Here is a 14,221-nt window from a genome sequence, read left to right on the forward strand (position 1 = left end):
TTCTCCTGTTGCGATCAAGCCCCCGCGGGGGCCGGTTTCAGGCCAGCCGGCCGTGACAATGCTTGAATTTCTTCCCCGAGCCGCACGGGCACGGCGCGTTGCGCGGCGTTTCCGCCATCATGCCGTGCAGTTCCGCCTCGGTCGTCGCGCCGGGAAGCGTTCCCGTGACCGGCGTCAGAGGCACGCCGCCCGGCAGTTCGGCCGGCGTCACGCGCTCGAATCCGGGCGGCCCCGAAATCGTCGCGTACGGAGACTCGGCCCCGAAGGACGCCCCCGCGAACGACAGTTCCCCGCGCGGCGTGGCCGCCGCCACGTCTTCCGCGAGGACGGGCGGCGGCTCGTGCATCACCTGCAAGCGGGACATCGTGACCGTCACGCGGTTGCGCATGTCGTCCAGCATGACGTTGAACAACTGGAACGCCTCCTGCTTGTACTCGTTCAGCGGATCGCGCTGCCCATAGGCGCGCAGGCCGATGCCCTGGCGAAGCTGGTCGAGCGCATGCAGATGTTCCTTCCAGACGCCGTCGAAGGTGGTCAGCAGCACCTGTTTCTCGATATGGCGCATGATGTCGGGGCCGATATTGGCCGCCCGCGCCGCCTGGGCCTGGGCCGCGGCCTCCTCCGCGCGCTGGATCACCATCTCGGCGTCCATCCCGTCCTCGCTGGCCCAGTCCTGAACGGGAAGCCGGAGGTTCAGCAGCCGGAACAGGTCTTCCTCAAGCTCCGCGCTCTCCCAGGCCTCGGCGAAGGCCTTCTCGGGAATCCGCGCATGCACGGCCTCCTCGATCGCCTGCTCGCGCAATTCCTGAATGATGCCGGAGACATCGTCCATCGCCATGTATTCGCGGCGCTGGGCGTAGACCTCCTTCCGCTGGTCGTTCATGACGTCGTCATATTTGAGAACGTTCTTGCGCATGTCGAAGTTGCGGGCCTCGACCTTCTTCTGCGCGTTCGCCAGGCCCTTGTTGAGCCAGGGATGGATGATCGCCTCGCCCTCCTTGACGCCCATCTTCGTCCATAGCGACGCCATGCGCTCGCCGCCGTAGATCCGCATCAGATCGTCTTCCAGCGACAGGAAGAAACGCGACGCGCCCGGATCGCCCTGACGCCCTGATCGACCGCGCAACTGGTTGTCGATGCGGCGGCTCTCGTGACGCTCGGTGCCGATGACGAACAGCCCGCCGAGTTCCTTCACCTCGTGATGGTTGCGGGCGATCTCCTCGCGCAGTTCCAGCACCGCCGCCTCCTTGGCGGCTTCTTCCTCGATCGCCTCAAGCTGCTGGCGGATCAACATCTCGGCATTGCCGCCCAGCTTGATGTCCGTCCCGCGCCCGGCCATGTTCGTGGCGATGGTGATCGCCCCCGGCGCGCCCGCCTGCGCGATGATCTGCGACTCCATCTCGTGGAGCCGGGCGTTCAGCACGCTGTGCTTCACCCCCCGCGACGTCAGCAGGCTGGACAGCAGTTCGCTCTTCTCGATCGAGGTGGTGCCCACGAGAATCGGCTGGCCGGTCCGGCCGATCTCCTGGATCAGATCCGCCACCGCCTCGAACTTCTCCTTCGCGGTGATGTAGACGGCGTCGTCCCCGTCCTTGCGCTGCACCGGCAGGTTGGTCGGAATCTCCACCACGTCCAGATTGTAGATCTCGGCGAACTCGTCCGCCTCGGTCATGGCCGTGCCGGTCATGCCGGAGAGCTTGGGATAGAGGCGGAAATAGTTCTGAAAGGTGATGGAGGCGAGAGTCTGGTTCTCCGGCTGGATCTCCACATGCTCCTTGGCTTCCAGCGCCTGATGCAGACCTTCCGAATAGCGCCGCCCGTCCATCATGCGGCCGGTGAACTCGTCGATGATGATGACCTTCCCGCCGCGCACGATGTAATCGACATCGCGCTGGAAGAGCGTGTGTGCGCGCAGGGATTGCTGGACATGATGCATGACGGCGATGTTGTGCACATCGTAGAGCCCGCCCTCATGCAGCACCCCGGCCTCGCGCAGGATCTCCTCGATCGTCTCGGAGCCGATCTCGGTCAGGATGACGGTGCGGAGCTTCTCGTCCTTCTCATAGACGCCTTCCTCGCGCACCAGCCGCGCGACCGCCTCGTCCACGGAACGGTAGAGATCGGAACTGTCCTCCGCGGGACCGGAAATGATGAGCGGCGTGCGCGCCTCGTCGATGAGGATCGAATCCACCTCATCCACGATCGCATGATAGAACGGCCGCTGCACCATCTCGGCCAGCGTGTATTTCATGTTGTCGCGCAGATAGTCGAAGCCGAATTCGTTGTTCGTGCCGTAGGTGATGTCCGCCGCATAGGCCGCGCGCCGGTCGTCATCCATCATGTTCGGTACGATCACCCCGGTCGTCAGCCCGAGGAATCCGTAAAGCTGGCTCATCTCCTCGGCGTCGCGGCGCGCCAGATAGTCGTTCACCGTGACGACATGCACGCCCTTGCCCGCCAGCGCGCTCAGATAGACCGCCAGAGTCGCGACCAGCGTCTTGCCCTCGCCCGTCCGCATCTCCGCGATGCGCCCCGCATGCAGCACCATGCCGCCGATGAGCTGCACGTCGAAATGCCGCATGCCCAGCACGCGGCGCGACGCCTCCCGGCAGACGGCGAACGCCTCCGGCAAGAGCTTGTCCTGCGTCTCTCCCGCCTCGAGACGCTGGCGGAACTCCACGGTCTTGGCCGCGAGCGCCGCGTCGTCCAGTGCCTGGATGGCGGGTTCGAGCGCATTGATCTCGGGCACGCGCCGCTGATACGCTTTCAGCGAACGTTCGTTGGAGGTGCCGAAAAGAGCGCGGGCAAGGGCTGCGAACATCTCAAACCTTCTGACGGGCGCGGGATTGGCGAAGGACTGCCACGACACTCCCAAACACGGCCCGCCATATGCCGTCAGAGAGCTTCCGCGCGTGGATGGAGATAAGACCGCGCCCCCGTCCGGTCAACTGAACTCCCGCACTTCATGCCCCGTCCCGCGAAACACATCGGCGGAACGCGTCAAAAAAAGCAGGCCCGACACCCGTTCTTGAGCATGGCCGCCCTTGCTCCGGCGCGCCGGGTGCGTCATGGTGCGCGCCATCTCCCGATTTGCTAGAGGTAGAATTCATGCGGTTCACCCGCCCGGCCCTTGCCTGCGCCGCCCTGTTCACCAGCGCCCTCGCGTCCCTTCCTGCTCTTGCCGCTCCCGCTTCGGCCCCCACGGCGAAGAGCGCCGCCGCCGCGCCGGGAAAACCAGCCGCGCCTGAAAACATGAATCCGCTGATCGCCTCGGTCAATGGACAGGACATCCATCTGGACGACGTGCGCAAGGCCGCCGTCAACCTGCCGCCGCAGGCCCGCCAGATTCCCCAGGACACACTGATCGGGCTGCTGGTGAACCAGCTCATCGACCAGAAAGCGATCGAGATCGTCGCCCGCAAGGAAGGCGTCCAGAACCAGCCCGAGGTGAAGGAAGCCATGGAGCACGCCGCGAACACCGCGCTCCAGAACGCCTATCTTCAGCAGAAAGTCACCCCCCTGATCACCGACGCGGCGATCGAGGCGCGGTACAAGTCGGAATATGAATCCAAAAAAGGCGAAGTGGAAATCCACGCCCGTCATATCCTCGTTGCCACCGAGGCCGAGGCGAAGGACATCATCAGCCAGCTGAAGAAGGGCGCGGATTTCGCCACCCTCGCCAAGAAGCTCTCGACCGACAAGGGGTCGGGCGCCAGCGGCGGCGATCTCGGCTGGTTCAAGAAGGGCGACATGCTCCCCGCCTTCTCCGACGCCGCCTTCGCCATGAAGCCGAACACCATCAGCCAGACGCCGGTGAAGACGCAGTACGGCTATCATGTCATTCAGGTGCTCGGCTCGCGTCCCGCCCCGGTTCCGCCGCTGGCTCAGGTCAAGGACCAGATCCGTCAGGAACTGGTGCGCGAGGATGTCAGCAAGGTCGTCGCCCAGGCGAAATCCGAGGTGAAGATCGTCCACTACGACGCTCAGGGCAAGCCGGTGGCCGACACGCCCGCTCCGGCGGCCCCGGCAGCCCCGGCAGCCAAGCCGTAACCGTCCCGACGCCTGCAACAGGCACCTGTCGGGCCGCTTTCGGAACGACCCGCGGGAGGGGCTGGATTTTCCCCTCCCGCCATGCATTGTCATTCCCGCACGATCCGGCGCGCATCGCCGCCTAATGACGCAGGGAAGACCCGCATGGCCAAGACTTTCGCCCCCTCGCCCCTCGCCCTTCCCCTGCCGCCGCTTGCGGCGCTCGCGGGGCTCCGCCTCGGCGCGGTGGAGGCGAATATCCGCTACAAGGGGCGGACGGATCTGATGCTGATGGAATTCGCTCCCGGCACCACGGTCGCGGGCGTGTTCACCCGCAACAAATGCCCCGGCGCCCCGATCGACTGGTGCCGTGCCCGGCTTCCGGGCGGTACGGCGCGCGGCCTGCTCGTGAACTCCGGCAACGCCAATGTCTTCACGGGCCGCGCGGGGGTCGAGACGGTCGAGACCTCCGCCGCCGCCGCCGCGCGCGCCCTGGGCTGCGCGCCATCCGAAATCTTTCTCGCCTCGACCGGCGTGATCGGCGAAAAACTCCCGGCGGACCGTATCGTGGCCGCCCTGCCCGCGCTGACGTCCGCCTTGCGCATGGACGGGTGGGAAGCCGCCGCTCGCGCCATCATGACGACCGACACCTTCCCCAAGGCCGCCCGCCGCGAGGCCCGGATCGGCGACGTGACGGTCCTGATCCAGGGCATCGCGAAGGGCAGCGGCATGATCGCCCCGGACATGGCGACGATGCTCGCCTATGTCGCCACCGACGCCGCCCTCCCCGCCCCCGTGCTCCAGGCATTGCTTGAGGGCGGCGTGCGCGGCAGCTTCAACGCGATCACGGTCGATTCCGACACCTCCACCTCCGACACGCTGATGCTCTTCGCCACCGGGAAGGCCGGAAACGCCCCGGTCGGCGATGCGCACGACCCGGCCCTCGCGGACTTCGCCGCCGCGCTGGGCGAAGTGCTGACCGAACTCGCCATCATGGTCGTGCGCGACGGCGAAGGCGCGAGCAAGATGATGACGATCACCGTCAGGGGCGCGGTCAGCGACGGGTCCGCCCATCGCGTCGCCATGGCGATCGGCAATTCCCCGCTGGTCAAGACGGCCGTCGCGGGCGAGGACGCGAACTGGGGCCGCATCGTCATGGCCGTCGGCAAGGCAGGAGAACCGGCCGACCGCGACCGGCTCTCCGTCGCCATCGGCGGCACGGTGATCGCGGCGAAGGGCACAGTGGTCGAAGGCTATGACGAAACGCCGGTCATCGCCCATATGAAGGGGCAGGACATCGTCATCGAGGTCGATCTGGGCCTCGGCGACGGGCGCGCCACCATCTGGAGCTGCGACCTGACCCATGGTTATATCGACATCAATGGCTCCTACCGGAGTTGATCCCATGACGAACGCCTCCCTGTCGTTCGAAGACGCCCTGAAACAGAACGGTTTCGCCTTCGTCCGCGCCGGGGAGATGGGGCCGCTGCTGCAACGTTTCGGCCTGGACGACTGGGACGGTTTCGCGGCGAGCTGGAACCGCCTCGGGCTGGACCGCTACATGGCCGACGGCGGACGCTATCGCCGCCGCCGCTACGCCACATGGTCCCTGCGCGAGAACGGCGACATCACCCGCAAGCGCCACCAGCCCCATTATCAAAGTCGCGATTACAATCTGCTGAATGGCGGAATCGAGCGCTGGTTCGGCCCGATCGAAGACAGGATCGGCGATCACCCGGCCTTGCGCGCGATCCTTCGTCTCGCCCGCGACGTAGCCACCGATCTCACGCCAGAGCCGGAGCGCCCCGAATCCTGGCATGCCGAGGTGCATCAGTTCCGCATCGAGGCCCGCCCGGACAACAGGGGCCACCCCACGCCCGAGGGAATGCATCGCGACGGGGTGGACTGGGTGTTCGTCCTCATGGTCGCGCGCGAGAACGTCCGCTCGGGCGAAACCACCATCCACGACCTGCAACGCCGCACCCTAGGCTCCTTCACGCTGGAACGACCGATGGACACCGCCATCGTGGACGATCACCGCGTCTATCACGGCGTCACCGCCGTCGAGCCGGTCGATCCCTCCCGCCCGGCCCATCGCGACGTCCTGGTCGTCACTCTTCGGCACGAATAGGAAACGCAAACCGGGAATGCGACGTTCCCGCCCCGTCCAGCAGACCAGGAGTCACCAAGCCGATGCAGCCCGCGCGTTGCTTCCCCATTCTCGCCGCCCTCTTCCCCCTGTTGTCCACGCCCCTGTTATCCGCGGGACAAGCCGCCACGCGCCATCATGCGCACGGTGCAGGCGGCGCCTCGCGCGCCCAGCCGGTGATCCTCGCGGAACATCCGGGAACGGAACTCGACGCGCGGGCCCGAGAACTCAGCGCCGACGACCTGGCCGACGCGAAAGCCCATCATGACATGCCGACGGTGCTGATCGCCTCGGCGCCGCTCTCCGCCACACGCGGCGACATCGCTCTCTTCGTCCAGCTTCAATCCGCCCGCCTCTGCGGTTCGGCGGGTTGCTCCACCTCGGTCTATCTGCGGCACGACACACAGTGGAAAACCGTTCTGGATTCGGTCAGCGGCAGAATCTCCATCCTGCCGACCAGCCATAAGGGCATGCGTGACCTGCTGATCAGCGACAACGACAAATGGATCTGGAACGGATCGAGCTATCAGGACACGATGCCCGCCGCACCGATCGGCGACCTGCGCCAGTCCATCGAAGCCCATCAGAAAAGGGCCGATGCCAACGACCGGAAACCGGGCCGGAAACCCGATTGACAGCAGGGACCGGCGCGACCGAAGGTAACGGTGGCGCTATGTCCGCCGATCTCCGATGGGCACGCCGGGCGGCGCTTACGGGCGATCACCCATGACACGCCGCCGGAGCGTCAGTGTCGTCCGGCGAGCGTGCGGATCCGTTCCTCAAGCGCGGCGGCCTGCACGTCCGCATCCACCGTTCCGGCATAACGTCCCTGCGGGTCCATGATGACGATCCGCGGAGCGGGCCGATGGTAGCGCGCGCCGTCCGCCGCCGTGATCATCTCGTCGGGCACATGGAATTCCCGCGCCATGTTCTCGATCACGCGCGGCGCCGCCGTCAGCGGGCGCACCTCCGGCGCGGTTCCCAGCACGTAGCTCTTCAACCTGTCCGAATCATCATGCATCGGGTCCAGCGTGACCGCCAGCGCCGCTGCGGAAATATGCGCGGCGGCCAGATCATGCACCGTCTCGCTCATGACATTCAGCTTCGGCACACAGACCGAACGCGGGCAGGACGTGTCGAAAAACCAGATCAGCGTCCAGCGTCCGAGGAAATCTCCCTCCGTCACGGTGTCGTCGCTGACCGTCATGAGGCGATACGACCCGCCGATCTCGTTAGTCCCCGTGCGGACGGGCATCCCGAGACGATCGACCGCGCGAAAGGACAGCCAGCCGAGCGCGACGGCCAGCAGGACGGCGAAGAACAGCACGCGCCGGCCGGTCCATGGGGCGAACAGCTTGCGCTTCCAGTTTCCGTTGAAAAATCTCATCCCGTTCTTTCTTTTCCCGCCGCCTGGAAAGGCAGGATTTCAACATGCGTCCACGACGCGTCCCGTCACTGCGCCCCGGCGGTGCGCCCCGTCACTGCGCCGCGTCAGTGCGCCTCGGCCCAGTTCGCGCCGATTCCGGTCTCGACCTCCAGCTTCACCGCGAAGCTGGCCGCCCCTTCCATCTCGGCCTTCACCAGTGTCCCCAGCGCATCCGCCTGATCCTCGCGCACCTCGAACAGCAGTTCGTCATGCACCTGGAGCAACATCCGCGCGTCGAGACCGGATTCCGGCAGCACATGCGCCAGACGGACCATCGCGCGTTTGATGACATCCGCCGCGCCGCCCTGCAATGGCGCGTTGATGGCCTGCCGTTCGGCATAGGCGCGGCGGGCGCTGTTCTTCTCGCGAATCCCCGGCACATAGCAGCGCCGCCCGAAGGGCGTGGTGACGTAACCCTGCGCCCGCGCCTCCTCGCGCTTGCGTTCCATATACTCGCGGATGCCGGGATAACGGGCGAAATAGGTGTCGATATACCGCCGCGCCTCGCCCGCCGGAATGCCCAGTTGCCGCCCCAGTCCGAACGCGGAAATCCCGTAGATGATGCCGAAATTGATCGCCTTGGCCCGGCGGCGGATGAGCGGGTCCATCCCCTCGATGGGAATGCCGAACACCTCCGACGCGGTGCGGGCATGGATGTCCTGCCCCAGCGCGAAGGCCTCGCGAAGCTGGGGAATCTGCGCCACATCCGCCAGAAGCCGCAATTCGATCTGCGAATAATCGGCGGACAGCAGAACATATCCGGCCTCGGCGATGAAGGCGCGGCGGATGCGGCCGCCTTCCTCCGTGCGGATGGGAATGTTCTGGAGATTCGGATCGTTGGAGGAGAGTCGCCCGGTCGTGGTCGCCGCCATCTGGAAGGAGGTGTGAACCCGGCCGGTCTTCGGGTCCATCTGCTCCACCAGCGCGTCGGCATAGGTCGATTTCAGCTTGGCGAGTTGCCGCCATTCGAGAATCCGCGCCGGAAGCTCGTGCCCCGCATCGGCGAGTTCCTGCAGGACGGAGGAATCCGTTCCCCATGCCCCCGTCTTGCCGCGCTTGCCGCCGGGCAGACTCATCTCGTCGAACAGGATCTCGCCGAGCTGCTTGGGCGAGCCGAGATTGAAGCTCCGCCCGGCCAGTGTATGGATCGCGATCTCCATCTCGCCCATCCGGGCGGCGAAATCGGCGGAAAGCCGCCGCAATTCCACGCCGTCCACCTTGATGCCGATCTGCTCCATCGCCGCCAGAACCGGCACGAGCGGACGTTCCAGCATCTCATAGACCGCGACGGATTTCCGCGCCCGCAAGCCCGGCAACAGCACATCGCGCAAACGCAGCGTCACATCCGCGTCCTCCGCCGCATAGTCGGTGGCGCGGTCCACCGGCACCTGCGCGAAGGGAATGCGATTGCGCCCCGTGCCGGTCACCTCGCCATAGGAAATCGGCTTGTGCCCGAGATGCAGCTCCGAGAGTTCGTCCATCCCCTGCCCGTGTTCCCCGGCGGACTGGGCGTAGGACAGCAGCATGGTGTCGTCGATCGGCGCGATCGTCTCGATCCCCGCATGCGCGAAGACGAGCAGATCGTATTTCGCGTTCTGGAAGATCTTCAGCACCGATTCATCCGCCAGAAGCGGCTTCAGCCGGTCCAGCACCTGCGCCGGATCGAGCTGCCGTCCGGCCGGATGTTCGAGCGTACCTTCATGCCGCAGGGGGACATAGGCCGCCTTGCCGGGCGCGGTGGCCAGCGAAAGGCCGACCAGTGTCGCCACCCGTGCGTCCAGACTGTCCGTCTCCGTATCCAGTGCGAAACGCCCGGCCCGACCGGCCGCCTCGATCCAGCGATCGAGCGCGTCGAGCGTGGTGATCGTCTCATAGGGACCGAAGGTGGCCGCATCCCCGGGCGCATCCCCGGCCCCATCCCCGGAAACGGGCGCAGCCGGAACCGGAGCCGGAATTCCCGTCAGCCCCATGCGCTGGATGACGGAGTGGAACCCCATCCGCTGCAACCAGCCGAACAAGGCCGCAGGGTCCGGCGCCCGCACCGCCAGCGCCTCGACCGGCTCCGGCAGCGGCACGTCGCGAACCAGCGTCACCAGCCTGAGCGAAAGCCGCGCGTCCCCGGCATGCTCGATCAGCGCCTGCTGGCGTTTCGACGGCTTCATGGTGGGCGCGGCGGCGAGAATCGCGTCCAGATCGCCATATTCCGCCACGAGTTGCGCCGCGCCCTTGGGACCGATGCCCGGCACGCCGGGCACGTTGTCGGTCGGGTCGCCCATCAGTGCCTGAACGTCAACGACCTTGCCCGGCGTCACGCCGAACTTCGCCAGCACCTCCTCCTCACGGATCGGCTTCTGCTTGATCGGGTCCAGCATCTCCACCTGCGGCCCGATCAACTGCATCAGGTCCTTGTCGGAGGAGACGATGGTGCAGCGGCCACCTTCCTTCTCCATCACCGCCGCATAGGAGGCGATGAGATCATCCGCCTCCCAGCCCGCCAGTTCGATCCCCGGCACGCCGAACGCCGCCGTCGCCTCGCGGATCAGCGCGAATTGCGGGATCAGATCCTCCGGCGGTTCCGGGCGATTGGCCTTGTAACGGGGGTCGATCTCGTTACGGAAGGTCTTGCGCCCCGCATCGAAGATCACCGCCAGATGGGAGCCGACATGTTCGCGCAGCAACCGCGCCAGCATATTGGTGAAGCCGAACACCGCATTGACCGGCGTGCCGTCCGGGCTGCTCATCGGCGGCAGGGCATGGAAGGCGCGGAAAATGAAGCCCGACCCGTCCACCAGCACCAGATGCGGCGCGTCACTCATGCCCGGACTCTTCGATAACGGGCGGAAACAGGCGGAACGGCAAAGGCGACTCCCGATATGGCAGGGCGGAGACTTTCGCGCGGGCCCTTGGCCCCGGCGCGTCTCCGGCGGATACTGCCCGGATGATAGGCCTAAACCCGCCGCTTTCAAAACGCACCCGATCCTTCCTTCGCCTGGTGTCCGCCGTCCTTCCCCTGCTCGCGGCCTGCACACGCGCCCCGACGGCCCCCCCGACGCCGAAGCCGGGCGAGGACGCGCTCATCCCGCCGGCCCTGACGCTCACCCTGTCGGACGGTGCGCATATTCCCGTCCGCGTCTGGCCTGCGCGCGCGTCATCCGGGCCGGAGCCGCGCGCGGTGATTCTCGCCCTGCACGGCTTCGGGGACAGCCGCGACGCCTGGGAGTGGATCGCGCCGTCTCTCGCCCGCGCCGGTTTCGCCGTCTATGCGCCGGACCAGCGGGGCTTCGGCGCGGCGCCCGATCGCGGCGGCTGGGCCGGGACGCGCCGCATGGTGCAGGACGCACGGGAGGAAGCCGCGTGGCTCCACGCCCGCTTTCCGGCCCTGCGGCTCTATCTGGCGGGGGAAAGCATGGGCGGCGCGATCGCCTTGCGGGTGATCGAAACCCCTGGCGCGCCGCCCCTCGCCGGGACGATCCTCCTCGCCCCCGCCATCTGGCGCTTCGACTCCGCCACACGCGCCACGCTGGCTCTGATGGACGGGCTGGCCCCGCACTGGCGTTTCGATGCGCGGAATTCGCCCGTCCATGTGGTGCCGACCGACAATATCGCCGCCCTGCGTCGGCTCTATTTCGATCCGCTGACCCTGCACGGCGCGGAGCTTCACTCCCTGCGCGGTCTGGTCGATCTGATGGCGGCGGCCTTCGCGGACGCTCCCCATGCCCGCCCGCCGATTCTCGCCGTCTATGGCGACGCCGACCAGCTCGTCCCGCCCGCCGCCACCGCCGCCTTCTGGCGCGCCCTGCCGACACAGGCGCGGCGCGACCTGATCCGCGGCGGCCATCACCTGCTCTTCCGCGACCGCGACGGCGCACGCGTCACGCGCGACGTCATCGCCTGGATCGAGCATCCCGACACCTTCCTCCCTTCCGGCGGCGACGCAGCCGCCGCGGCCTGGATGGCGAGCCGACCTTGAGGGAATGATTGTCCTTCATTCGGAAAGGCGCTCGTCATTCCGGAAAGAATCGGCAAGGCGATCCACACTCCTTCGCACAACCCGATTCTGTCCTATGCGGCTGCGGCGCAGGAACGAATGGGCCAACTTTCCCTTTGGGCGTCGTCCCGCCCGGAAGGGGGGTAGCGTCCGCCGCGAGGATTGGCTAAGAGAGGCGCATTGGACCCGTAGCTCAGCTGGATAGAGCGTCGCCCTCCGAAGGCGAAGGTCGCACGTTCGAATCGTGTCGGGTCCGCCAGTTTCCCAAATCGACGGCTGTTTCCTGCGGGCGAAGCGGAGGCTGCTCCCATGAGCGACACTGAACACGACCGCGCCGTAAGCGAAGCGCGACGCCGCCGACTGGGCGGCTTCTCCCTGCGTCTGCTGATCGAGTATCTCGCGCATCTGTTGCGAGGCGTGTGAAACACTTTCTCAGCGCGCGCGGATCTCCGCCATGTTCGCATGAAAGCACGCCCGCAACCCCTCCGGCGGATACTCCACCTCCGCCCGGCTCGTCCCGCCGAAGCCCGCGCGGATCAGCCGCGAGCCCAGCCCGCTACGCTCCGGGCAACTCACGACGGGGCCGCCATGCTCCTCCCAGGTCAGGGCAAGTTCGCCGTCCCGCACGACCCACCACACGCGCACGCGCCCGGTGGCGTTGGAGAGCGCACCATATTTGATCGCGTTGGTGCAGAGTTCGTGCAGCACGAGTGACAGCGCCGTGCAGGCATCCGCCCCCAACGCCAGATCCGGCCCGTCGATCTCCACCCGCGCCGCCATCCCCAATGCGCCGATAACCTGCCTGACCAGCCCGCTCAGCGCGGCGTCGCGCCATTCCTGCGAGAACAGCAAATCATGCGCCGCCGCGAGCGCCATCAGCCGCCGCTCGAAGACCGAAACCAGCGCCTTTTCGTTGGCGCCGCGCAGGGTCTGCCGCGCGAGAGCCTGCACGACGGCGAGCGTGTTCTTGAAGCGATGCGCGATCTCCCGCGCCACGAATTCGCGCTGCTCCTGCTCCCGCGCGATGGCCACCGCGGCCTGCAGACGATCGGCCACAGCCTCGATGAAATTGACCTCGTCGATACTCCAGACATGGGGCTCGGCGTGATGCATGAAGAGCCCGCCTTCCAGCACGCCATGGAGCAGTACCGGGACGACCACGAACGCGCCGATTCCGCAGGCGCGCAGAATCTCCCTCTGCGTCGCCGTCGCGACGGCGTCCGCGCGATCCACCACCAGGATTCGCCCCGCCTCCAGACTCGTCGTCATCTCGGCGAACGGTGCGAGATCATGACGCCCGGCCGTCGGTCTGACCCCTTCGCGCACCCATTCATGCGCCACGACGAACTGCCCGGACGGATGATCCCCCGACGGATGATCACCGGGCGGATGATCGAAGGTGATGAGCCCGGTGCGCATCGCGTCGAGCGTCGTTCCCAGCAAAGGAATGCTCGCCTGCAAGGCAGCCTCGACATTCTCCGCCTCGCGCAGCACGTCGCCCAGCGTCACCAGCGCCTCGAGCCGGGCATTGGCCTCCTTCTCCGCCGTCACGTCCTGAAACGTGCCGACCATCCGGATGACGACCCCGTCCCGGTCCCGCACGAAGGCGCTGTCCCGCGCCAGCCATCGCGTTTCGCCGGTATCGGCGCGTTTCACGCGGTATTCCGCCGATCGCACCCCCGTCCCCAGCCGGCGGCTCACCAGAGAGGACGCCCGGTTGCGATCCTCGGGCACGATCCGCTCGATAAGGGTCCGCACGGAACAGGACTCGACCACGGGCAGGCCGAACAGGCGGCAGGTCAGGGCCGAGGGATAGGCGACGTTCCGCAACACGTCGATCTCGAACGTGCCGACGCGCCCGGCCGCGCTGGCCTCTTCCACCACACGATAGCGATGCAGGATGTCACGTTGTGCCGCGGCCAGCGCCTCCGCGCGCGCCTCGACCTCGGCGCTCACCCGCGCCTGAAGGACGAGGCAGTCCCTCTGATGCAGAATCAGCCGTCGCGCTTCCAGCAACCGCATCGCCTGCCGCGCCAGCATCCCCAGCCCGGCGCGCTGCTCCTTGCGCAGCCCGCCGGGGCGCGGCGCCGTGTCGAACACGCAGAACGAGCCCAGCACCTCCCCGTCCGGCGCGACGAGCGGTTCCCCGGCATAGAAGCGCAGGTTCGGCGTCCCGGTCACATAGGGATTGGTCCGCGTCCGCCCATCCAGAAGCAGATCTGGAATTTCCACGGCGGCGCGCGTCTCCACCACCCAGGCGCAGACGGAATGCGCGACCGGCGTTTCCGCGCTCTCGAACCCCTGCCGCGCCTTGAACCATTGCCGCTGCCCCGTCACCAGGCTGATCAGGGCCGTGGGCGCGTCGCACAACATGGCGGCAAGCGCGGTGAGATCGTCGAATTCCTGCTCCGACGGCGTGTCGAGCACATGGTAATGTGCGAGCGTCTCCAGTCGCGCCAGATCGTTCACACGTGGTGTCGCCTCAGGCGGACGCAACATGATCTGACTCTTAGAGTGCTCGACACCGTCCATCCCCGGCATTATACAGACCGGATGACGCGCAGGCCACGTTTGATTGACGCCTTTTTCACAGCGGTCCCGAATTGGACATTCAGCGTCCTCCTGTCGC

Annotated in this window: 9 protein-coding genes and 1 tRNA gene; 6 read left to right on the forward strand and 4 right to left on the reverse strand. The window is 66.9% G+C overall.

Annotation, left to right across the window (positions count from 1 at the left end; genetic code table 11):
* Nucleotides 1-37 precede the first annotated feature (37 nt).
* The gene (gene secA / locus EDC31_RS01675) at nt 38-2,821 is read right to left on the reverse strand and encodes a preprotein translocase subunit SecA (protein WP_042055490.1); all 2,784 of its coding nucleotides are present in this window, start codon (nt 2,819-2,821) and stop codon (nt 38-40) included.
* 287 nt (nt 2,822-3,108) lie between these two features.
* Between secA and EDC31_RS01680 the strand changes: the two genes are divergently transcribed.
* The 4 genes from EDC31_RS01680 to EDC31_RS01695 all read left to right on the forward strand — a co-directional run bounded on the left by EDC31_RS01680 (nt 3,109) and on the right by EDC31_RS01695 (nt 6,813).
* Nucleotides 3,109-4,050: a peptidylprolyl isomerase gene (locus tag EDC31_RS01680; RefSeq protein ID WP_042055493.1), complete on the forward strand. Its 942-nt coding sequence runs from the start codon at nt 3,109-3,111 to the stop codon at nt 4,048-4,050.
* A gap of 144 nt (nt 4,051-4,194) precedes the next feature.
* Nucleotides 4,195-5,430, forward strand: a complete 1,236-nt coding sequence (argJ, locus tag EDC31_RS01685) for a bifunctional glutamate N-acetyltransferase/amino-acid acetyltransferase ArgJ (RefSeq protein ID WP_042061018.1) — start codon at nt 4,195-4,197, stop codon at nt 5,428-5,430.
* A gap of 4 nt (nt 5,431-5,434) precedes the next feature.
* Nucleotides 5,435-6,160 carry a 2OG-Fe dioxygenase family protein gene (locus EDC31_RS01690; protein WP_239641734.1) on the forward strand — a complete coding sequence of 242 codons (726 nt, stop codon included), beginning with the start codon at nt 5,435-5,437 and terminating at the stop codon, nt 6,158-6,160.
* A gap of 62 nt (nt 6,161-6,222) precedes the next feature.
* Nucleotides 6,223-6,813, forward strand: a complete 591-nt coding sequence (locus EDC31_RS01695) for a hypothetical protein (RefSeq protein ID WP_042061014.1) — start codon at nt 6,223-6,225, stop codon at nt 6,811-6,813.
* 110 nt (nt 6,814-6,923) lie between these two features.
* Here the strand turns inward: EDC31_RS01695 and EDC31_RS01700 are convergent, their stop codons facing one another.
* Nucleotides 6,924-7,565: an SCO family protein gene (locus EDC31_RS01700; RefSeq protein WP_042061011.1), complete on the reverse strand. Its 642-nt coding sequence runs from the start codon at nt 7,563-7,565 to the stop codon at nt 6,924-6,926.
* A gap of 104 nt (nt 7,566-7,669) precedes the next feature.
* On the reverse strand, nt 7,670-10,420 hold the full coding sequence (gene polA / locus EDC31_RS01705) for a DNA polymerase I (RefSeq protein ID WP_042061006.1): 2,751 nt from the start codon (nt 10,418-10,420) through the stop codon (nt 7,670-7,672).
* Nucleotides 10,421-10,542: 122 nt separating this feature from the next.
* Between polA and EDC31_RS01710 the strand changes: the two genes are divergently transcribed.
* Together EDC31_RS01710 and EDC31_RS01715 are read left to right on the forward strand one after the other, a co-directional pair.
* Nucleotides 10,543-11,574, forward strand: a complete 1,032-nt coding sequence (locus tag EDC31_RS01710; RefSeq protein ID WP_042061004.1) for an alpha/beta hydrolase — start codon at nt 10,543-10,545, stop codon at nt 11,572-11,574.
* Between the two features lie 200 nt (nt 11,575-11,774).
* Nucleotides 11,775-11,851, forward strand: a tRNA-Arg gene (locus EDC31_RS01715).
* Between the two features lie 173 nt (nt 11,852-12,024).
* Here EDC31_RS01715 and EDC31_RS01720 read toward each other — a convergent pair.
* Nucleotides 12,025-14,091, reverse strand: coding sequence for a GAF domain-containing protein (locus EDC31_RS01720; protein WP_042061001.1), 2,067 nt, complete (start codon nt 14,089-14,091; stop codon nt 12,025-12,027).
* Nucleotides 14,092-14,221: the final 130 nt, after the last annotated feature.

The sequence above is a fragment of the Acidomonas methanolica genome, assembly GCF_004346035.1.
In the GTDB taxonomy this organism is placed as follows: Bacteria; Pseudomonadota; Alphaproteobacteria; order Acetobacterales; family Acetobacteraceae; genus Acidomonas; species Acidomonas methanolica.